This is a genomic window from Pseudodesulfovibrio nedwellii, from assembly GCF_027923765.1.
In the GTDB taxonomy this organism is placed as follows: Bacteria; Desulfobacterota; Desulfovibrionia; order Desulfovibrionales; family Desulfovibrionaceae; genus Pseudodesulfovibrio; species Pseudodesulfovibrio nedwellii.
The window spans coordinates 2435711-2454347 of sequence record NZ_AP026709.1; the positions used below are offsets into that span (position 1 = coordinate 2435711).

General features: G+C 50.7%; 21 protein-coding genes. 11 read left to right on the forward strand and 10 right to left on the reverse strand.

Annotated elements, in window-relative coordinates; translation table 11 throughout:
- Positions 1-3: 3 nt before the first annotated feature.
- From SYK_RS11435 to SYK_RS11450, 3 genes are all read right to left on the reverse strand, one after another.
- The gene (locus SYK_RS11435; RefSeq protein WP_431194110.1) at positions 4-1725 is read right to left on the reverse strand and encodes a tetrathionate reductase family octaheme c-type cytochrome; all 1722 of its coding nucleotides are present in this window, start codon (positions 1723-1725) and stop codon (positions 4-6) included.
- 122 nt (positions 1726-1847) lie between these two features.
- A complete protein-coding gene (locus SYK_RS11445) occupies positions 1848-2855 on the reverse strand; it encodes an arsenic resistance protein (RefSeq protein ID WP_281760399.1) in 1008 nt (335 codons plus the stop codon).
- A gap of 21 nt (positions 2856-2876) precedes the next feature.
- Entirely contained in the window at positions 2877-3095 is a 219-nt protein-coding gene (locus tag SYK_RS11450; protein ID WP_281760400.1) for a hypothetical protein, read from the reverse strand.
- A gap of 102 nt (positions 3096-3197) precedes the next feature.
- Here SYK_RS11450 and SYK_RS11455 point away from each other — a divergent pair, with 102 nt between their 5' ends.
- A complete protein-coding gene (locus SYK_RS11455) occupies positions 3198-3851 on the forward strand; it encodes a Crp/Fnr family transcriptional regulator (protein WP_281760401.1) in 654 nt (217 codons plus the stop codon).
- A gap of 41 nt (positions 3852-3892) precedes the next feature.
- Entirely contained in the window at positions 3893-5287 is a 1395-nt protein-coding gene (locus tag SYK_RS11460) for a class II fumarate hydratase (protein WP_281760402.1), read from the forward strand.
- Here the strand turns inward: SYK_RS11460 and SYK_RS11465 are convergent.
- Positions 5284-5886 carry a LysE family translocator gene (locus SYK_RS11465; RefSeq protein ID WP_281760403.1) on the reverse strand — a complete coding sequence of 201 codons (603 nt, stop codon included), beginning with the start codon at positions 5884-5886 and terminating at the stop codon, positions 5284-5286. The two genes, SYK_RS11460 and SYK_RS11465, sit on opposite strands and share 4 nt — an antisense overlap.
- 103 nt (positions 5887-5989) lie before the next feature.
- Here SYK_RS11465 and SYK_RS11470 point away from each other — a divergent pair, with 103 nt between their 5' ends.
- Positions 5990-7354: an aminotransferase-like domain-containing protein gene (locus SYK_RS11470; protein WP_281760404.1), complete on the forward strand. Its 1365-nt coding sequence runs from the start codon at positions 5990-5992 to the stop codon at positions 7352-7354.
- Between the two features lie 57 nt (positions 7355-7411).
- Here SYK_RS11470 and SYK_RS11475 read toward each other — a convergent pair whose 3' ends face one another.
- Positions 7412-8089 carry a DUF2959 domain-containing protein gene (locus tag SYK_RS11475; protein WP_353618227.1) on the reverse strand — a complete coding sequence of 226 codons (678 nt, stop codon included), beginning with the start codon at positions 8087-8089 and terminating at the stop codon, positions 7412-7414.
- 35 nt (positions 8090-8124) lie between these two features.
- The gene (locus tag SYK_RS11480) at positions 8125-9018 is read right to left on the reverse strand and encodes a LysR family transcriptional regulator ArgP (protein WP_281760405.1); all 894 of its coding nucleotides are present in this window, start codon (positions 9016-9018) and stop codon (positions 8125-8127) included.
- Between the two features lie 175 nt (positions 9019-9193).
- Between SYK_RS11480 and SYK_RS11485 the strand changes: the two genes are divergently transcribed.
- The gene (locus tag SYK_RS11485) at positions 9194-9805 is read left to right on the forward strand and encodes a LysE/ArgO family amino acid transporter (protein WP_281760406.1); all 612 of its coding nucleotides are present in this window, start codon (positions 9194-9196) and stop codon (positions 9803-9805) included.
- An 82-nt stretch (positions 9806-9887) separates the two neighbouring features.
- Here the strand turns inward: SYK_RS11485 and SYK_RS11490 are convergent, their stop codons facing one another.
- A complete protein-coding gene (locus SYK_RS11490; protein ID WP_281760407.1) occupies positions 9888-10178 on the reverse strand; it encodes a hypothetical protein in 291 nt (96 codons plus the stop codon).
- 91 nt (positions 10179-10269) lie between these two features.
- On the opposite strand from SYK_RS11490, the gene SYK_RS11495 reads away from it, so the two are divergent.
- Complete coding sequence (locus SYK_RS11495) at positions 10270-10707, forward strand: cereblon family protein (RefSeq protein ID WP_281760408.1); 438 nt, start codon at positions 10270-10272, stop codon at positions 10705-10707.
- Between the two features lie 7 nt (positions 10708-10714).
- Here the strand turns inward: SYK_RS11495 and SYK_RS11500 are convergent, their stop codons facing one another.
- On the reverse strand, positions 10715-11914 hold the full coding sequence (locus SYK_RS11500; RefSeq protein ID WP_281760409.1) for a hypothetical protein: 1200 nt from the start codon (positions 11912-11914) through the stop codon (positions 10715-10717).
- A gap of 102 nt (positions 11915-12016) precedes the next feature.
- Between SYK_RS11500 and SYK_RS11505 the strand changes: the two genes are divergently transcribed.
- The 6 genes from SYK_RS11505 to SYK_RS11530 all read left to right on the forward strand — a co-directional run bounded on the left by SYK_RS11505 (position 12017) and on the right by SYK_RS11530 (position 16172).
- Entirely contained in the window at positions 12017-12820 is an 804-nt protein-coding gene (locus tag SYK_RS11505; protein WP_281760410.1) for an HD domain-containing protein, read from the forward strand.
- Between the two features lie 32 nt (positions 12821-12852).
- Positions 12853-13464, forward strand: a complete 612-nt coding sequence (locus SYK_RS11510) for a YigZ family protein (RefSeq protein WP_281760411.1) — start codon at positions 12853-12855, stop codon at positions 13462-13464.
- Between the two features lie 95 nt (positions 13465-13559).
- Complete coding sequence (locus SYK_RS11515) at positions 13560-14006, forward strand: hypothetical protein (RefSeq protein ID WP_281760412.1); 447 nt, start codon at positions 13560-13562, stop codon at positions 14004-14006.
- An 89-nt stretch (positions 14007-14095) separates the two neighbouring features.
- Positions 14096-14695 carry a LemA family protein gene (locus SYK_RS11520; RefSeq protein WP_281760413.1) on the forward strand — a complete coding sequence of 200 codons (600 nt, stop codon included), beginning with the start codon at positions 14096-14098 and terminating at the stop codon, positions 14693-14695.
- A 12-nt stretch (positions 14696-14707) separates the two neighbouring features.
- Positions 14708-15508, forward strand: coding sequence for a TPM domain-containing protein (locus SYK_RS11525; RefSeq protein WP_281760414.1), 801 nt, complete (start codon positions 14708-14710; stop codon positions 15506-15508).
- A 19-nt stretch (positions 15509-15527) separates the two neighbouring features.
- Complete coding sequence (locus tag SYK_RS11530; RefSeq protein WP_281760415.1) at positions 15528-16172, forward strand: TPM domain-containing protein; 645 nt, start codon at positions 15528-15530, stop codon at positions 16170-16172.
- Positions 16173-16461: 289 nt separating this feature from the next.
- Here SYK_RS11530 and SYK_RS11535 read toward each other — a convergent pair whose 3' ends face one another.
- Together SYK_RS11535 and SYK_RS11540 are read right to left on the reverse strand one after the other, a co-directional pair.
- Positions 16462-17682, reverse strand: coding sequence for an HDOD domain-containing protein (locus tag SYK_RS11535; RefSeq protein ID WP_281760416.1), 1221 nt, complete (start codon positions 17680-17682; stop codon positions 16462-16464).
- Positions 17683-17712: 30 nt separating this feature from the next.
- Complete coding sequence (locus SYK_RS11540; RefSeq protein WP_281760417.1) at positions 17713-18585, reverse strand: CheR family methyltransferase; 873 nt, start codon at positions 18583-18585, stop codon at positions 17713-17715.
- Positions 18586-18637: the final 52 nt, after the last annotated feature.

The window sequence follows — 18637 nt, forward strand, 5'->3', positions numbered from 1 at the left end:
GGACTAATCCTCCTTCCTTCTGAGACCGGAGACAAAGCGCATAATACCATGAATGATAACAGCCAATAATGCGGCTCCTGCGCCAAACCACCCTGCGGAATCCACAAGCTGATACTTGTCCCGACCCGGCATATAGAATCCCGTCAGGTCCTTGAGTCGCCCTTCAGGATTATGGCACTGGGCGCACTTCAACGCGTTCTCACGGGGTGCAACCATATGCGTAGTCGGGAAAGCGTATGTCGTCTCCACAAACCCAAATTCTCCACTGTACGTCTGTCCGGCATACTTCATACCCACTTCAATGGCCTTTTCCCAATCAAACTCCTTCCAGTATGCAGTCTTGTCCTTCTTGTCGAAGGGGAAGAGATGCGGAATGACCATGGTCTTGTTGACCTTATCATATGGAGACATGGCCCGGTGCACCTTGAACGGCATGATGCGGGAATTCGGATCGTTCCTGTCACCATTTGGCCGGTTCAGCCAAACTTCTTCGGTAGGATCAATGGCATCTTCCGTGGTGACATGGTCCATAGTTCCGTCGAACCAATAATATTCAGGTACAACATCCTTTTCCCAGACAAACTCCCCTTTCTTCTTCAGGAAGACAGGCTTGCCATCTGGTCCCTTGATCTTGGCTTTGCCGTCCATAAGTTGCCCTGCCTTGGACCAATCCCACCACATTTTGGTGGATTGGGCACGAGCAAATTCGGGAATATGGCATGACTGACACGCCACCTTGTCGGTGTGATCATTCAACTTGGAGAACATACCACCGCTCATGTGGGGCTGACTGCCGTGGCAGGATTCACACATGATCTTGTCGCCAAGGTCATCCTGAAGCAGACTCTTGCGTTCCAAAGCCGCAGGCTTCTCATAAATACGCCCGGCGACATGGTGGTTGCGTGTAGTGTGACAACGGGTACAGGCAAAGTCCTGACCGCCGGACTCCTTGGTCCCCATATGGACATCGAGATTCTTGTCAGGTTTGACCAAGGAGGAATCAAGATCGCCGTGCTTGACCGCATCAGCCCCACCACCAAAGAAATGGCAGGAACCGCAGTTCTTGCGTTCCGGACGGCCAACGGATTGGGCAACCTTGGCCCAGTCAGGTGCATAATAGGTCTTGCCGTTTGATTTGAAGACCACGCCCTTCTGCGTACCCGGATTTTCCGGGTCCTCGACATATTTGGCGGGATAACCCGCACCGGACGGAAACTTTTTGTAGGTTCCGGTTTTTTCGTGACAGACAAGACAGTCGACTTTCTCCTGAGAAGTAAAATCAAAACTGTTGTCCTTCCATCCATAACCGGCATGACATGATGTGCAACGAGCCTCGTTGCTTGCGGTGTTTATTCAAAAATTGTTGACGGATATTCCGCCCTTGCCGAACTTTGCCGGATTTCCGGCTTCGTCTTCATCCCGCCATGTCCAATGAATGGTCTGATGAAACTGCAAAGCCGCCTTGTTATGACAACCGAGGCAGGCTTGCGTGACCTCTTCAGGTCGCATGGTCTTTTGTTTTTCCGGATCAAATTGCAGTTGTGCGAACTTGCTGTGATCAGCCGTGATAGTCTGAATAAGCGGTTTCGCCTTGGTCGCCTGAATGGCCAATTTTCTGCCCGGCGCGTTCTCGTGCTCCACTGCGGCCCATGCGCTCCCGGCATAAACCATCACGAACAACACCGCCAGGACCGTCAACAGCCATCGCCGATTGCAAATGGTCATGTTCAACCTCCTGTTACTCTCGGTACCCCTCCCCGGAGGCCCATGCGCTCCGGAAAAAACTTTCATCTGTCTATATGTGCATGTTTTCATGTTTGATGTCCATATTTCATGAAATCGATCAATCATCCCTTCACCGGGACTGTAACAGCACCTTGCATGGACTCGGCTTGTGAATCGCCAAAGATTTTCGGAGTGAAGCGGACGTACCAAGCAGCTGACTGAACCTGAATGACATACGCCATGGCTATAACCAACGCGGCATCAGACCCTTTTGTGCCAAAGGCATTAATGGCAATTGCCAATGCAATGGAAAGATTACGCATGACCGAGCCATAAACCAATGCAATAGCATCACCACGCGACAAGAAGAACTTGCCCACCACGGTACTCAAAACAAAATTCACGCCGTAAATAATCACGAGCGGGACAAGGATATCGAGCAGTACTTCGGGAGCCGAGGCAATAGTCTTTGCCTTGAGAGCCAAGGCCACAAACACGATACCGAGAACGCCCAGCGTGGAAAAAGCCGGGAACTTCGGCCCGATTTCTTTCTGGAATAATCCTTGACCATAACGGCTCACCAGAAACCATTGAGTAAGAAAACCCAAAACCATGGGCAAAAACACAATGAAAACAATCTGCCTGAATACGGCCAAAAGGCTTATATCAATGGTCGTCCCCATGAAGGCCTGTACATAAAAAGGTGTGGCCAAAGACCCCAGAATCAGACCTATAACAGTCATTTTAATGGCAGCAGACATGTTCCCCTTGGCAAAACCGGTCCACGAAATGGTCATACCACTCGTGGGTACCAGTCCGGCCAAGAGCAGACCGAGGGCCATGTATGGATTGTCTTTAAAAAAGAGGAGGCCAACGCCAAAGGCAAGGAAGGGAATCAGCCCGAAATTAATGAGCTGAGTAAGTATTTGCGCCTTGACGTCGCCCCCCTCAAAAACCTTCCTGATCTTGAGTGTGACCATCATGGGATAAACCATGAGGAAGGTGAATGGAACGATCATGGATTTAAGCCAGCCGGTATCGGCTGACACTCCGTAAACAAACCCTGCCACCATCATCACAGGGATGACGACAACAAGATTTTTAGATATTTTCTGAAGCAATGCGAACATGAATATTCCTCGCTTGGACAATCAATCCTGACCGGAGTCGCCCATTTCGGTTTCACGGCACTCGGGGTCGGAACAACACGGAGCCTCACCGTCACGGTACACAACCACTCCGTTACGCACCGGCTCTACGATGAACCGTCTGGTACAATCAGAGCAATTGACGTAGAAAGGACGGTAGTCGCTGTATTCAGCGGTTTCCTGACCAACAGAACAATACGGACAATGAACGTGGGCACTCATGACGACCTCCTTGATATGTCTCAGTGTCGCCCTTAAAATAGACCGATCCAGAATATGCGGCATTGATCTCGATCAACACAAACGACTTTTTCAGGATTTTTGATGAAAAAAAATGAACTCAAGGACGCAATCCGGGATTTTCCGGTATTTGCCAAACTCAAGGAAGAGCAGCTCGACCGACTGGCTTCACATGCAGAAATCATGGAATTCCCCAGAAAATCACTGTTCTTCAGTGAAGACAAATCCGCTCAGGGCATGCATGTACTGCTCTCGGGACAGGTGAAGCTGTTCAAGCTATCCGAAGACGGCAAAGAACAGACCATCTTTGTCTTCGGGCCAGGAGAGCCGTTCTGTCTCTGCTCCACGTTTTCCGATGGCAAGCTTCCCGCCAATCTCGGAGCATTGGAAGACAGTAAAATCCTGTACATAAACCCGGATGAATTCGAACTGTTGGTCCGGGAAGACCCATCCATTCTGCTCGTCATGATGCGGGTCATGTCCCGTCGCCTGAAAGAAGCCATGGACATGATCGATTCCCTGTCACTCAAGCAGGTGCCGTCCCGATTGATGGCCTACTTCGAAAGCCGTCATCAGGAAGGACGTGTCACCCTTGATCTGTCATACCGGGAACTCGCCAAGATCATCGGCATCACTCCAGAGGCCCTCTCGCGCACCCTGCATAAAATGGTCGATGACAAGCTGATCGCCATGGATGGATCAGACATAATGCTTACAGGTACAGACAAAACAGACTGAACATCATAGAGTGTCATCAGCACCAATCAGAGGAGGGGACCATGACCGAATTCAGAACGGAAACAGACAGCCTCGGACCGATTGACGTTCCGGCCAATGCATTATGGGGAGCGCAGACACAACGCGCCCTGACCCTTTTTCGAATCGACAACGAACGCATGCCACAGGAAATGATCGTCCCATACGCCATTCTCAAAAAGGCATGCGCGCTCGCCAACCATAAAAAAAAGCACCTCGACACAAAAACCAAAGACTTGATCGCGCGAGTCTGTGACGAAATCATCGATGGACAACATCACGACATGTTCCCGCTTCCGGTCTGGATTTCCGGGTCCGGCACCCAATACAACATGAACGTCAACGAGGTCATAGCCAACCGGTGTTCTCAACTTGCCGAGCACCCCCTCGGGTCCAAGGGCCCGGTCCATCCCAACGACCACGTCAACAAAAGTCAATCAACTAACGATAACTTTCCGTCAGCCATGTATATGGCTGTTGCTATTCAAACTTTTTTGAAACTGCTTCCATCACTTCGTATTCTGAAAGACACATTTTTCACCAAGTCAAAAGAGTGGAAAGACATCGTCAAAATAGGCCGCACCCACATGCAGGACGCGACTCCTTTGACACTGGGACAGGAGTTTTCAGGATTCGGAACTATCCTCAAGGAAACCCTTTACAGACTCGATAACGCTTTGGGTGAAGTCTACTCCCTGCCACTGGGCGGCACCGCCGTTGGAACGGGTATCAACACCCATTCTGGATTTGATGAAGACGCCATTTACTTCATTTCCAAATTGACCGGACAACCATTTATTCCCGCAAGCAACAAATTCGCCTATCAAGGAAATCACGACGCGCTCGTGCAGTTTTCAGCCACCCTCAAAACCTTGGCCGTCGCCCTGAACAAAATTGCGAACGACATTCGGCTGCTAGCCTGCGGCCCCCGTACAGGTATTGCCGAGTTGATACTCCCGGCCAACGAACCCGGCTCGTCCATCATGCCGGGCAAGGTCAACCCGACACAGTGCGAAGCCCTGACCATGATTGCCATGCAGGTAATCGCCAATGACGCAGCCGTAACCATGGGCGGCACAAGCGGCGCGCTCCAGATGAACGCATACAAACCGCTTATTATCCGCAACGTGCTCCATTCCATCCGGTTGCTGACTGATGGCATGCGCAGCTTTCGTAAGCACCTGCTGGAAGGTTTGGAACCGAACCGAGAACGCATTGAATCCAATCTCGAACAATCCCTGATGCTCGTCACGGCACTGGCCCCGACTCTCGGCTATGAAAAGGCGGCGTCCATCGCGCATCATGCCCATGAAACCGGACAGACACTCAAGGAAGCCGCTCTGGAACTCGGCTTGATCAGCGAGCAGGAATTCGACCTTCTCGTGGTGCCAGACAACATGGTCGGTCCAAAAGACTAGGCGGGACTCAGGAAAAGGGCGTATGCAGTCGCGCCTACCATGACCACCACCAGCAAACAGTTTACTCCGACCAAAATACGCCTGGACTTGAGTGTGCGCATGATAGCGACACCGGCAAGCCCCCATGTGGAATGGAACAGGGCTTGAAATGTCATGAAAGTGGGGACAAAAATAGCCATCTGCATCCAGGGCGGCACAGACGGATCAGCCAACTGACTGAATCCAACAACAGACATGGCCCAACTTTTCGGGTTCAACGGATGCAAAACAACGCCTTCCCAAAAAGTAAACCGCTTATCAACACTGCCCACAGCAAGCTGCATGGTGAGCAACTTCCAGCCCAAATAACAGATATATCCCATGCCGCCGATCTTCATGCCCCACGCAATTTTCGGTGACGCCAGAAACAACCCGCCCAAACCAAGCCCTACAAAGACATTCAGGGCAAACATACCCGCCACGGTTCCAGCCAGAAATGGCAACGCGGAACGAAATCCCGTGGTTTGACCAATACCCATCATGGTCAGGTTGCCCACACCGGGAGTCCCGGTCATCACAATGGCGAAAAAGGCGAAGGCTGTGTATGTTTCCAAATTCATAATAACTCCCTCAAGGTCAGGTGCTGACAATCACCAGCACACGGTTCTCCATGCTGCATGCCTATGTTTGACATTGTATGGTGTCAATGAATATATTGTCTGCATGACAATATATTCACCGGCCATCACGGAAGGAATCGAACCTCTGTACAAGGGGTTGGCAGACGCCATTGAGCAGGACATCGCAACGGGCAGACTTGCCCCCGGTGAACGGCTGCCCACCCACCGCGACCTTGCCGACGAGCTGGGTATGAATGTGTCCACCATTACACGCGGATATCGGGAAGCCGAAAAACGCGGTCTTGTTACTGGCACTGTCGGGCGCGGAACATTCGTGACTTCGGATGCCACCACATCCACGTCACTTGTTTCATTCGAGCCAACCACACCGGGCATGCTGGAAATGGGACTGGTTGCCCCGCTCCACCACATGGACCCGGATATCACCGAAGGATTTCGACGCATTGCCAGACGCAAAGACCCCACGTCCTTCATGCGCTACACCGATCCCCGCGGCCTGCCGTCACACCGCAAGGCCGGGGCTGCATGGGCCACACGATACGGATTGGAAACCGAAGCTGAAAACGTCATTGTCTGTGCTGGCGCTCAACACGCACTGACCTGTTGTCTGAGCGGACTGCTTCGATCAGGTGACCGTATTGCCACAGACGCATTGACTTATCCCGGTATGAAGACATTGGCCTCCATGCTGGGGATTCGGCTTGTTCCCATTGAAATGGACAGCGACGGTATGATCCCGGCCAGTCTGGACGCAGCATGTCGCCGTGATGAGATCAAAGCGGTCTACCTCATGCCCGGTGTACATAATCCTACCACCATGACCATCCCTGAATCCTGCCGTACTGAAATTGCCCATCTCGCACAAAAGCATGACCTGATTATTATCGAAGACGATGCGTATGACCTGACGGACCTGACAGGCAACACGCCTGTGGCCAACCGAGCGCCTGAACGCAGCGTGTATATAGCTGGCATGTCGAAATCCCTTGCAGCCGGATTGCGTATCGCCTTCCTTGTCGCTCCCAGACAAATGCTCAAACCATTGGCCCAAGCGGTTCTCAACACCATTTGGATGGCACCGTCACTCAATGGGGAACTGGCCGCCATGTGGATCAATGACGGCACGGCTGATCAGGTCGTGGAAAATAAACGCATGGCAGCCAGTCGCAGATACATGCTTGCCTGCGACGTGCTTGACGAATTTCGATTCAGGGGAAAACACAGTGGTTTCTATCTCTGGCTGGACCTGCCAGAGCCTTGGACAGGACAGGCTTTTGAAAAAGAGGCTCAACAGCAAGGAATCAACGTCTTCGGTGCAGAAAAATTTGCTGTTGGCGAATACGTGGCCCCACCCGCTGCCCGCATTTCACTCACGGGAACGGATACCCTTGCAGACCTTGAAAAAGGGTTGCTCGGAATACGCGGAATCCTCAACAACAGACCGTAACAAAAAAAGGGCTTGCAAAAATATTTGCAAGCCCTTCAATCTTTATCCACTCTACGCCTATTCCAAAGACTTGATAAAGGAATCCGCCTCGGCAATGGACTTGTCCATTTCCTTGATGAGTGATTCCACATCCGAATTTATGGTGGACAATTCGCCCTCCAGTGCGGCGATGGCCTGAGCATTCAGGTTGTGTTTGAGATAAAGCACCTGATCCTTGAAGGCAGCCAGCACGGGGTACATCTTCTTTTCAGCCTTGCGCATGGCCCGAATTAACCCATTGTACTTGCTCTTGGTGGCAGTCAGTTTCCTCTGGCTGGACGCCCTTAACTTGGAGCTGGAGTACTGCGTAATCTCTTCGGCCCATTCATCGAACAGAGCCTCAGCGACATCTTCGACCTTGTCTATGCGCTTGCGAACATCATAAGCACGATCTTCACTCAACTCATATTCATCATTGAGCTTTTCATAGACGTCCTGCAACTTGCCACCGTCAAAATTAACCACTGACTTGAACTGTTCCAGCGCAGAGGAGAACTGTTCCTTGGCCTCTTCCTGTGACTCACGAGCGTCTTCCACCCGATCAGTCATGATTTCTCGCTTGTCATATCCCATTGATTCCATGGTGGAATAATAGGTTTTCGAACAACCGAAAGCACTGAAAAGAAAGAACAGGGACAAGACAAACACACACCGCTTCATATGAAACTCCTTCATGGGATTATGCATAATTTTCATGGTTGGAATACAACAAACCAGAGAGGTCGGCAATATCACGGACGCTGAACAAGCAGTTTACGGGCACCGTTGACCAACGCATCGGTAAATCCGGCCAGCCGATCTGAGACCAAATTCCAACAATGCCAATGAAGTCGAACGGTAAACGCACACCTCGGCAACAAATCAATCAGCTCGCCTCGTTCAACAAACTCCTCAGCGTGCTGCGCGGGCAACATACCACAGACTCGACCCGAGGCTATAACCGGCGCAAACTTCTCTGAAGATGGTAGATAAAAAGCTTCATACCGGCGAGGACGTTGGCCCAAGGCTTGTGAAAAAAGGTCTCCATGCATGACATCCTTACGATTAAAAATAAGGATAGGAGCCTGCTCAACAGCTTCTAATGAAGCGCCATTATGAAACCATTTCTCTTTGTAAGACGGAGTGGAATACAAATTGTAAACCATATCTCCAAGATATTCCACGCGACATCCCTGCATGGGGGTTGATCGATCGCTGATACAACCAAGTACATCGCCATCCCGCAATAAACCAAGCGTTTCAGCCTGATCATCCACACTCAAATCAAGCAGCACTGGCTCTGTATTGAGATATTGGTCAACTGCCGGAAAGAACCATGTTGCTAACGAATCCGCATTGATACCAACGGGTAACGTGGTAAAGCCATCCACCTCCTGTCCCAATCCTGGACCGAGGTCATCCTCAAGCCGCTTCACCTGCCGATAATGCTTAAGCATTTCCCGACCAGCAGAAGTAGGCTTCGGCGGAGAAGAACGCACCAACAACACACACCCGGCCTGCTCTTCCAGCAATTTCAACCGCTGAGAAACAGCCCCCTGCGTCACATGTAACGCCTTGGACGCCTTCTCAAATCCGCCCTCACTGACCACTACGGCAAAAGCTTCCACCAATTTGTAATCTAACATGCGCTATTATTAGCATTTCTAATGGACCATGAAAACAATTAGTTTCACAAGACAACAAACGACAGATTACATACCTCGCTCAACACAACGACAACTCCCCTCAACCACAATCCGCAAAGCGGCACCAAAAAGTTTCGGAAGGAAGAGGGGATGGGGTCCGGGAAGGCAAAAATATATGACACCGTTTATTCAGGGATTTGGGATGGGAGGCGGACTAATCGTCGCCATTGGCGCACAGAACGCATTCGTCCTGACGCAAAGCGTACGTCGAAATCATCATTTGGCCGTGGCCGCATTATGCATATTATGTGACACGGTACTGCTTACCCTTGGCGTAACAGGCGTCGGCACTGTGGTCGCATCCAACCCGACCTTGACCACATTTGCTCTCTGGGGCGGGGCGGCTTTCCTGACATGGTACGGATTCTCATCCTTGCGATCAGCCATGAAAGGCGGCTCAATGGACACGCAAGAAGAAACCGGCAAAGGGCTCAAGCATACCCTCATGCTCACCATGGCCGTGACCCTGCTCAATCCGCATGTCTACATCGACACCATCATTCTCATGGGCTCGGTCAGCGGGCAGTTCATGGTCCCTGACCGGTATATCTTCGGCTTGGGTGCAGCCACCGCTTCACTGCTCTGGTTTCTCGCTCTCAGCCTCGGAGGCCAAATGCTCGCGCCGCTATTCAAACGCGATTTCACGTGGCGCATACTCGATTCCGTCGTTTGCCTGACCATGTGGACCATCGCCGCCACACTCATCAGAAACGCGCTCACAACATAGCGAGCTATATTTATAGACAAAAGATATTTATAGCGCACTATATAAATAGCTAATACTCCACAATAATGAAGGAATTATTAAACTATCCGTTTCCGCTCTCATCCTGCCCCTTGAGCAGAAAAAGATGTTCCCAATTGAGGGGTCGAAGGCTCTGACGATTCTTCCATTGCAGATAATCCCACCCATCATCGGGAATGGTACTCACCTGCACCTTATTCACAAACTGCTTGCCTTCGTCTCCGCAACATTTGCAGGCCCAACCGCAAATATCGCACGTACAACCTCCGGTCTTGACCATTTCCTTGGCCGTGCCGGATTTGTCGCAACACCCATCACATAAACGAAGATAGCCGGGATCTTTTTTGTGCGTCATATTCGAAAATTACGTTGGTCGAACCGACCGGTCAAGCAACATACTTCATTTTCCCGCCCCGGTGTCGTATAGGGAAAACAGGAGCTATCAAATGACCCCGCACAGCACATGTTTTATGCCGCCGGCCAAGGCGTTACGTGATGATCTGGAGGAAAAACCAGAATCAGATCCTGAACACGCAGAACCAAAACAGGATCCGGCCGCTGAGACATCGGAAGACCGGACGCGCCTCCTGTGCAAGGCCTGCCGTTCCCGCATTACCCGCCAAGACCTTGGCATGGAGGTGGACGGCAGCCACAGACACGTTTTTTTCAATCCGCACGGCGAGGTCTTTGAGTTGGGATGCTTTGCTTCAGCCAAAAACATACTCCCGACAGGACCACGAAGCGACGAATTCACATGGTTTCCCGGATTTGAATGGCAGGTAATCGCCTGTACCGGTTGCCTCACGCAATTAGGATGGCGATACACTGGACAGCACGGTGGATTTTTCGGTCTGATCGTGGCTCTATTGATTGAAGAACGCTGAATTCGCGTTACGGAGAATCATCCCGATGCTGCGGCGGGACATCAAGCTCATCATCAGACCGGAGCCATTGCTGCAACCGCTCGTGGCTTTCCTGAAGCGCCTTGTCGCGCTGTTCACGCGTTCGCACCTCATTCGCCTGTTGCTTTCTGTCATAGGACGACTGAAAAGCGTATTTGTCGACATGCCCGAGGCGCACATTGAAATTTAATCGGATTCCTGGGTCCAACCGCCAATCCCGTGAATCACTCATGACCAGCTGAGGAACCAAACTGGTATAGAACCAATCCTTCCACTGCTTGCGATACTCCACTTCACCGACAACCTTATCCAAATGAAAAAGTCTGTCCTCAGTTGATTTGTACCCATTTTTTATGGAATATTGCAGAGCCGTACGTGTGGTTAAAAAATGGTATAGAGAAAAATCCAAATCATAGTAGCTACTTGGATCATCGTATTTAAATACGGCACTGCCACTTGTCCTGAGCATATATTTGTGAGCCAGAAACCAGTCGCCCTCCAGCTTGGTCTTAAATTCAGCGGGTTCGTCCGTATACACACGAAACCGTTGTATCGCTCGGATGTCCCAATCATCGAATTCCCACAGCTCCACCCACTTCAAAGTGCCGTATAATGCAGAATTTCCAAGACGCCATTTCACACCACCACCGGTACTAATGTTCCGGGTCCGCGTCCGCTTGAAAAAGGTTTCGACACCGAGATACGCATTTGTCGCGTCATCACCGGAATCTTCGCTCTCGACCTCTTCGACAGTCGACGAACCAAACCCCTCATCATCATCCAGACTCGTCCCAAAATTAATCAACCATCGTTCGGTGTTAGGCAGTCGAAGTCGTAAATCAAGCAAAGAGTCAAAGTAAAATCCTTTGTGATTATAAACCGGCGCCACCTTGATACGCAGATAGGTTTTATTAGATGTGGTTCGATACAATTCGTCATCAAAAAACGCATCCATCCAATTCGCCGTAGAGGTGACAACTTCCGACCATTCCTGCTGTTTTTCGTCAGTATATCCTTTTTCCTGCTCCACCATATCGAGTGGATCGACTGGAACTCTTTCTCCGCCAGGTTCCTCGCTCTCCCCTTCCTCCTGCGCACAAGCAATCCCTCCGGCACACATGAGCACCAGAAGCACAACAGATAATACCCACAGGTATCGCGCAGCTTTTCCGAATGGCAGAACGTTCACTCCAACCTCGTTCATTCTCTTATAATTCTACACTATTGTCTCATCACAGATACGAGTACCTGTCAATTCTGGCCCCATGAGGCTAGGCTTCATGCGTCGATCATGATAGCAAATAGCATGAACTCGCTTATCACGGAACACCTTGTATGGTTTGACAAATATGCTCGCCGCCACGAAGAAAAAGCCGACGACATGGTTGTTGAATTGGTTCAAAGAAAACGAAGGCACACACTGCGGGTCCTTGGACATGTCCGTGGTATTCTCAAAACAGCTTCCATTCCAGCACACTTGGTTAAACTGGCTGAAATCAGTGCAATTCTCCACGACGTGGGGCGTTTCCCGCAACTGGTTGGCCGGGCGACCTTTGATGATCAAACCGGATACAATCACGCTGAAGAAGGGGCGGCAATCCTTCGAGACTCCAATAGACTCAACTCGTTGCAATATGTGGAGCGAGAAACCGTTCTTGCCGCCGTGCAGTACCACAACAGGGCTATCATCCCGACCAATCTGTCTCTAGACGCCACGCTGGTCCTGAAAATCCTACGCGATGCGGACAAGCTCGACGCTATCCGTACAAACCTCCGGTACATGGGCCCGGACTCACCACACGGCAAAGCCCTAAAAGACGGGCTTATCTGGCACGAGAACAAACATTCTCCCCATATTGCCGAACTGGTCCTAAACCGACAACTCGTTCCATATCAGGACATCACATGGTCAAATGACTTTGTTCTCTTCGTCTGCTGCTGGATTTATGACCTCCACTTTCATTATGCATACAAACACCTCGACCGTTCGGGGCAATTTGAACGGCTCTTGGCATGGCTCCCGGATGAAACACATTTCCCCGCACTCAAAACACAACTCCGTACAGACCTTTCACGATTCATCGCAAAAGGTTGACCGGCCTTGTCGCACCGGGATATATTCCTGTCATGTCAGATCGATATCTCATCCCTGCCAACTCCCATCGCGTAGAGGACTCTATCAAACGGAGCCGGTTCATCGCTTCCGTTGACCATGCACCTGACACGGAATCAGCCCGAAAATTCATCAATCAAATTAAGGCGGAATTCCCTGATGCTACCCACAATTGTTGGGCCTATGCCGCTGGCCCTCCTGGCGATACGGCATCAGTGGGTTTGAGCGACAACGGCGAACCAAGCGGAACCGCTGGCAAACCCATGCTGAATATGCTCCTGCATGGAGGTATCGGTGAAGTTGCTGTGGTGGTTACCCGATATTTCGGTGGCACCAAGCTCGGGACCGGAGGGCTGGTCAGGGCATACTCCGGCATGGTTAAACTCGGATTGGAATCCTTGCCCACCAAAGAAATGGTCAAGACCGTCACCCGCTCAGTGACTATCCCCTATCCATCAGTCACGCTGTTCAAACGCATGCTCCCAAATTTAGAAATCGAAATTTTAACCGAAGAATTCACTGACACAGCAGGGTTTTCTCTGGAAATGCCGGAAGAACATTTGACCCAATTTATCACCCGACTCACCGATATGACAGACGGCAAAGCAAAAATCACCGAAAAATGATGCGACAAGCAGTTGCGAAGAAATAGAAAAGTGCGCTAGCCTAGACATGGCTAGATGCAATTCCCGGGGTAACAGCAAGGTTGAAAGCAGGTCTCATGTCCAAACAGAAATTACGCGCCATCTACAAGGAACTTTCTGATAAAATTGATACTTCACAAGAAGCAGCTCTGTTCGAGGTCAAAGAGTTAAAAGCTGACCTCAACGAACTCCAACGACACCTTTCCGGTCGGAAAAAAACAACGGATCTCCAACCCGAAGATTTTCTTCGGTCCGCATATGATATCGCACAACATCTCAGAGACATGCAAAAAAGGCGTGAAATACTCGCAGAGATGCAAGATACCGCAGCAGAAACCGAGGCAGAGGCATATCTTATAGCCAGAGGAGCCAAACTCCTGACCCGCCCGGTTGGTTGGCATTTCCAGACATCCAAAGAACGATTCCTGCTCCACGCGGAAGATTCCGTGCAAGCCGCAACCAAACTGCGCAAACTCCTGTCAGAAGGTAAACGCCTAAAACGACCCAAAAAGAAGAAAAAATAACCTGACTATACGGCATGGCCCGCCTTGACTTTTCCGAGGCGGGCCACATCTTTATGAAGATACACAACCCAAACCAATGGAATACAATCATGATCAAACGTTTCGCCTTCGTCCTCGTGGCCATGTTTGCAGCCACGGCTCTGTCCGGCTGCGGATACAATCAGATGCAACAACAGGAAGAGGAAGTCTTCGGCGCATGGGCTAACCTTGAAGCCGTCCTACAACGTCGGGCCGACCTCATCCCCAACCTAGTCGAAACCGTTAAGGCGGCAGCCACCCATGAGAAATCCACGCTCACGGCAGTTGTTGAAGCCCGAGCCAAGGCCACACAGGTCAAACTCTCTCCCAAAATGCTGACCGACAAAAAGGCTCTGGCTAAATTTCAGGCCGCGCAGGGCGAATTATCCTCGGCCCTGTCCCGACTCATGGTCGTGGTCGAACGATACCCTGATTTGAAGGCCAACCAAAATTTCCTGGGGCTGCAACACCAGCTTGAAGGGACTGAGAACCGCATCACTGTTGCCCGTCAGCGGTACAACGACGCGGTCAAGGCTTTCAACTTCTCCATCCGCAGTTTCCCGAATTCCTTGACCAACTCCGTGGCTCTTCATCTGGAACGCAAGGAATTCTTCCAGGCTGATCCCGGTGCCAAGGAAGTTCCCAAAGTCAACTTCGGCACCAAGTCCTAAACGGAGACAAACGTGCGCACACTTTACGCGACACTCCTCGGAGCGATCCTCCTTCTTGCCATGGCAAGCGGGGCTTTCGCTCTGGACGTCCCTCCTTACAAAGGAAGGGTCAACGATCTGGCAAACATGATGAATTCGTCCACAGAGCAAACTCTCGAAGCCCAACTTGCGGAACTGGAAAAAACGGACTCGACCCAGATGGCCATTCTGACCATCCCCTCACTTGAAGGCGATTCCATGGAGGACTTCTCGATCCGCGTGGCCGAGACTTGGAAAGTAGGCCAAAAAGAATCTGACAACGGCGTCATTCTGCTGGTCAGCAAAGCAGACCGCAAATCACGTATCGAAGTCGGCTACGGCCTTGAAGGTGTCCTCACCGACGTACTGGCCGGACAGATTCTCGACAATGTGATTGCTCCACGTTTCAAACAGGGAAACTTTGACGCAGGGTTTAAAGATGGTGTGGTCGCCATCACCAGCGCGGTACGTGGTGAATTTGCAGCATCGAAAAGCCTTAAACGAAAAAGCAAACTTAACATCTTCTCGATCATCGTCGTTCCCATGATTCTCATCGTCATGTTCACCGAGAAATTCGGCAGGCCCAGACGACAGGGACAGATGACCGAGGAACAGGCCATTGAAGATGCACGTCGTCATGGCAGAGGTTCCACCGCTACCAACCTGCTCCTGCTCTCCATGCTTGGTGGCAGTTTTCGTGGTGGCGGCGGTGGCTTCGGCGGAGGCGGCGGTGGTGGATTCGGTGGCTTTGGTGGCGGCGGATTCGGTGGCGGCGGCGCAAGCGGTGGCTGGTAAAAAGGAAAAGACAATTCTCATGAAAAACTTAGCACAAAAATTCCTGACTCAAGAAGAACAGGACGCCCTTGTCCAATGCGTCAAAGACGTAGAAAAACGCACTTCCGGTGAAATCGTGCCGGTCATTGCGTCAACGAGCTACGATTATCGCCGCGCCGGACTGATCGGCGGGTTGGTCTTCGGTGTCGTTGCAGCGGTATGCACTGCCACGCTTTTCGAACAAACAGAAATGTGGGCCTTTCTTGTTCAATTCCTCGGTTTTTTCTTGGTCTTTAGCCGCCTCCTGAACGCATTTCCAGCCATGAAAAAACTCTTCATATCCAAAAGAGAAATGCAGGAAGAGGTCAACGAAGCCGCTTTTACCGCTTTTTACCAGTATGGCCTGCATCATACACGCGACCTGACCGGCATCATCATTTATGTCTCGGTCTTTGAACGCAGCGTGCAGGTCTTGGCCGACAAGGGCATCAACGACAAGGTTGATCCTACCGTGTGGAAAGAAGTAATTGAGACGGTCACAAATGGCATCAGAGCAGGGCGTTCGGGCGAAGCACTGTGTCAGGGCGTGACCCGATGCGGTGAATTGGTCACCAAGAACTTCCCGATCAAGGCAGACGATACCGACGAACTGCCCAACCTGATCATCGAAGGGGACGCACACTAATCGTGATTTCACCCAAGGGTCACAATACCGCCATATGGCCGTAACGCTCGTCTGTTCCTGTCGTGTACAGGAGGACGGAAATGCTCGCCATAGTTGTTGTCACTTCGCTTGTGATCCTTTTCGCGGCGCTTACTTTGGTCCGCGTGATGGGAATATCTCATTCCCCAAACGCCGACATGTTGATTAAGACATATGAAGCATGCCTGTGGTGTAATACTCAGACAAAAAAACCATAAAAAAAGCCTCACCTGATCCTGTCAGGTGAGGCTTTTTCATCTATTGTCCGATTTTAAAAAAACGCACTCATGATCGTATCGATCTGTTCGCCGTACTCGGATACGGATTTTTCCAACAAGGGGACAGGGTCCACGCCAAGCAGAACCCATGCATCCTCGTCCATCCCCGGCATAACATACATGCCGCTCAAAGCGATCTCGACCGCATTGGCCAAATTATCCGCAACATGAATAATCGCCGGCTCCAACGGATTGGGAAATTCCATAGGCTTATGGTGATAATTAATCATGTTGGACAATCCTTCCGGGAACTTCCAGGCTTCGAGCAACGGCGTGCTGACATCCGTATGGATGAATCCCATGACTGACATTTCAGCCTCAGTCAGAGGGATTGAATTCTCGCGAGCGAAAAGCATAGCCTCAGTGGAGGCGTACGGCAGCTTCTTGAACATAATGAGCCGCCCCACATCGTGCAACAGACCACCGATAAAGAACCGTTCGGGCGACAGCCCCGTCTGGGTTCCAGCCAAAATCTTAGCAAAAATCCCACAGGAGATGGAGTGTCTCCAAAAGGTCTCCATATCCATAAGTTCCGGCGGAATATCCTTGAAATAATTAATCGCCGAAATCCCCAGAGCCAACGTGGACAATTCCTTGGCTCCCACCAGGGCAACGGCTCGTGAAATGGAGTCTATGGTTTGCGGAAAACCGTACAAAGGACTGTTGACCAGCTTGAGAAGCTTGGCAGCCAGACTCATATCCGTACTGACAACTCTGGCGATACGGTCTGCGGAAGCTGAATCATCTTCCAGCACTTCCTTGATACGAAAAAAAATATCCGGGAAACTAGTCAATTCGGTTTCGTGCCTGACCAATGTTTCAGGGGTTCCCATCCCCTTGATGAAAATATCTTCCAGATGCTCAACGCTATCGGCCCTGCGTTCGCTGACATCGGGCAATTCCCAGCCTGCAGCGACCTGCTTGGCAGTCAGGTCCAGCGCGATACGGAACATTTCTATGGTTGGTTTGAAATCAGGATTCACATACAGGAAAAAGTCACGGACATAGTCCTCGACCTCCTGCAACTTCTCTTTGCTCAAATCGTTCGGATCAAGTTCAACGTCAGCCTCGTCAACCCCGACGCGCTTCAGCTGTTCGAGGTGGCGGTCCTCCAACTTGGTGCCAGACTTGAAGAGCAGCCTGCCGTCACTGGCAACCAGATCGGTAGCCAGGACCATGCCTGCCTTCAATTCATCTAAGCGTGTGATACCCAAAACAACACCCTCCGACAGGGACCAAGGCCCCTATTGTTCCTTCTTGTACGCAATGGTTCCCGCCTGAAAAAGCGGTTTGAACGTCTGCGAAATCTTATGTAATGACTCGGAGTGACCGACCATGAGGTAACCGCCAGGCAACAGGTTGTCATAAAAGGACTGAACAACCTTTCGCTTCATGGCCTCGTCAAAATAAATAATTACGTTGCGACAAAAAACTATATGAGAACGGGGAATTCCCTGTACCGCCGAAGAATCTCTCAGGTTCATTTGACGGAATTTAACCAGTCGCTGAACCTCGGGCCGAATCTTCCAGCCCCCCGGCACCTTGGTGAAATATCGTTTGCGAATCGAATCTGGTGTGGTTTTGAAAGAATATTCCCCATACACCCCAGCCTTGGCCCGCTTGACCATCTCGTCAGAAAGGTCGACTGCCGTGATTGTAATTTTCCACTTGGCCGTTTCCAACCGCAACGTTTCAAGAAGCAGAATTGCAAGAGTGTACGGTTCTTCGCCAGAGGAACATCCCGCCGACCAGATATTCAATTCCAATCGACCGGCTTTCCGATGCTCATCAAGTTTTTCCCGAAGCACGTTGTCACGAAACGCTTCAAGCTGCTTCATGTCACGACAAAAACTCGTCTCATTGGTGGTCACCAATTCGAAGAGATGCTTGAGTTCCTCACCCCGATCAAACTTCAGATATTTGATGTAATCGGCAAAACTGGTCAATCCCAACTCGCCCAGACGCTTAGAAAATCGACTTTCAAAAAGATACTTGCGTTTGACATCCACAAAAATGCCACTTTTTTCATATATGAAATCACGCAGTTGCACGAACTCATCGTCCGAGATCCTGACGTTTTTCCGCAAGGTCGTCGATTTGGAGAACAAAGAACCCATTCAATCCGATCCTTTAAGAACCAATGCTTCTTCTATTGAAGAAACTTTTTTA

Coding starts and splice junctions, on each gene's coding strand:
- SYK_RS11445 (WP_281760399.1), bottom strand. CDS start 2,855: ATGTTCGCATTGCTTCAGAAAATATCTAAAAATCTTGTTGTCGTCATC.
- SYK_RS11450 (WP_281760400.1), bottom strand. CDS start 3,095: ATGAGTGCCCACGTTCATTGTCCGTATTGTTCTGTTGGTCAGGAAACC.
- SYK_RS11455 (WP_281760401.1), top strand. CDS start 3,198: ATGAAAAAAAATGAACTCAAGGACGCAATCCGGGATTTTCCGGTATTT.
- SYK_RS11460 (WP_281760402.1), top strand. CDS start 3,893: ATGACCGAATTCAGAACGGAAACAGACAGCCTCGGACCGATTGACGTT.
- SYK_RS11465 (WP_281760403.1), bottom strand. CDS start 5,886: ATGAATTTGGAAACATACACAGCCTTCGCCTTTTTCGCCATTGTGATG.
- SYK_RS11470 (WP_281760404.1), top strand. CDS start 5,990: ATGACAATATATTCACCGGCCATCACGGAAGGAATCGAACCTCTGTAC.
- SYK_RS11475 (WP_353618227.1), bottom strand. CDS start 8,089: ATGAAAATTATGCATAATCCCATGAAGGAGTTTCATATGAAGCGGTGT.
- SYK_RS11480 (WP_281760405.1), bottom strand. CDS start 9,018: ATGTTAGATTACAAATTGGTGGAAGCTTTTGCCGTAGTGGTCAGTGAG.
- SYK_RS11485 (WP_281760406.1), top strand. CDS start 9,194: ATGACACCGTTTATTCAGGGATTTGGGATGGGAGGCGGACTAATCGTC.
- SYK_RS11490 (WP_281760407.1), bottom strand. CDS start 10,178: ATGACGCACAAAAAAGATCCCGGCTATCTTCGTTTATGTGATGGGTGT.
- SYK_RS11495 (WP_281760408.1), top strand. CDS start 10,270: ATGACCCCGCACAGCACATGTTTTATGCCGCCGGCCAAGGCGTTACGT.
- SYK_RS11505 (WP_281760410.1), top strand. CDS start 12,017: ATGATAGCAAATAGCATGAACTCGCTTATCACGGAACACCTTGTATGG.
- SYK_RS11510 (WP_281760411.1), top strand. CDS start 12,853: ATGTCAGATCGATATCTCATCCCTGCCAACTCCCATCGCGTAGAGGAC.
- SYK_RS11515 (WP_281760412.1), top strand. CDS start 13,560: ATGTCCAAACAGAAATTACGCGCCATCTACAAGGAACTTTCTGATAAA.
- SYK_RS11520 (WP_281760413.1), top strand. CDS start 14,096: ATGATCAAACGTTTCGCCTTCGTCCTCGTGGCCATGTTTGCAGCCACG.
- SYK_RS11530 (WP_281760415.1), top strand. CDS start 15,528: ATGAAAAACTTAGCACAAAAATTCCTGACTCAAGAAGAACAGGACGCC.
- SYK_RS11540 (WP_281760417.1), bottom strand. CDS start 18,585: ATGGGTTCTTTGTTCTCCAAATCGACGACCTTGCGGAAAAACGTCAGG.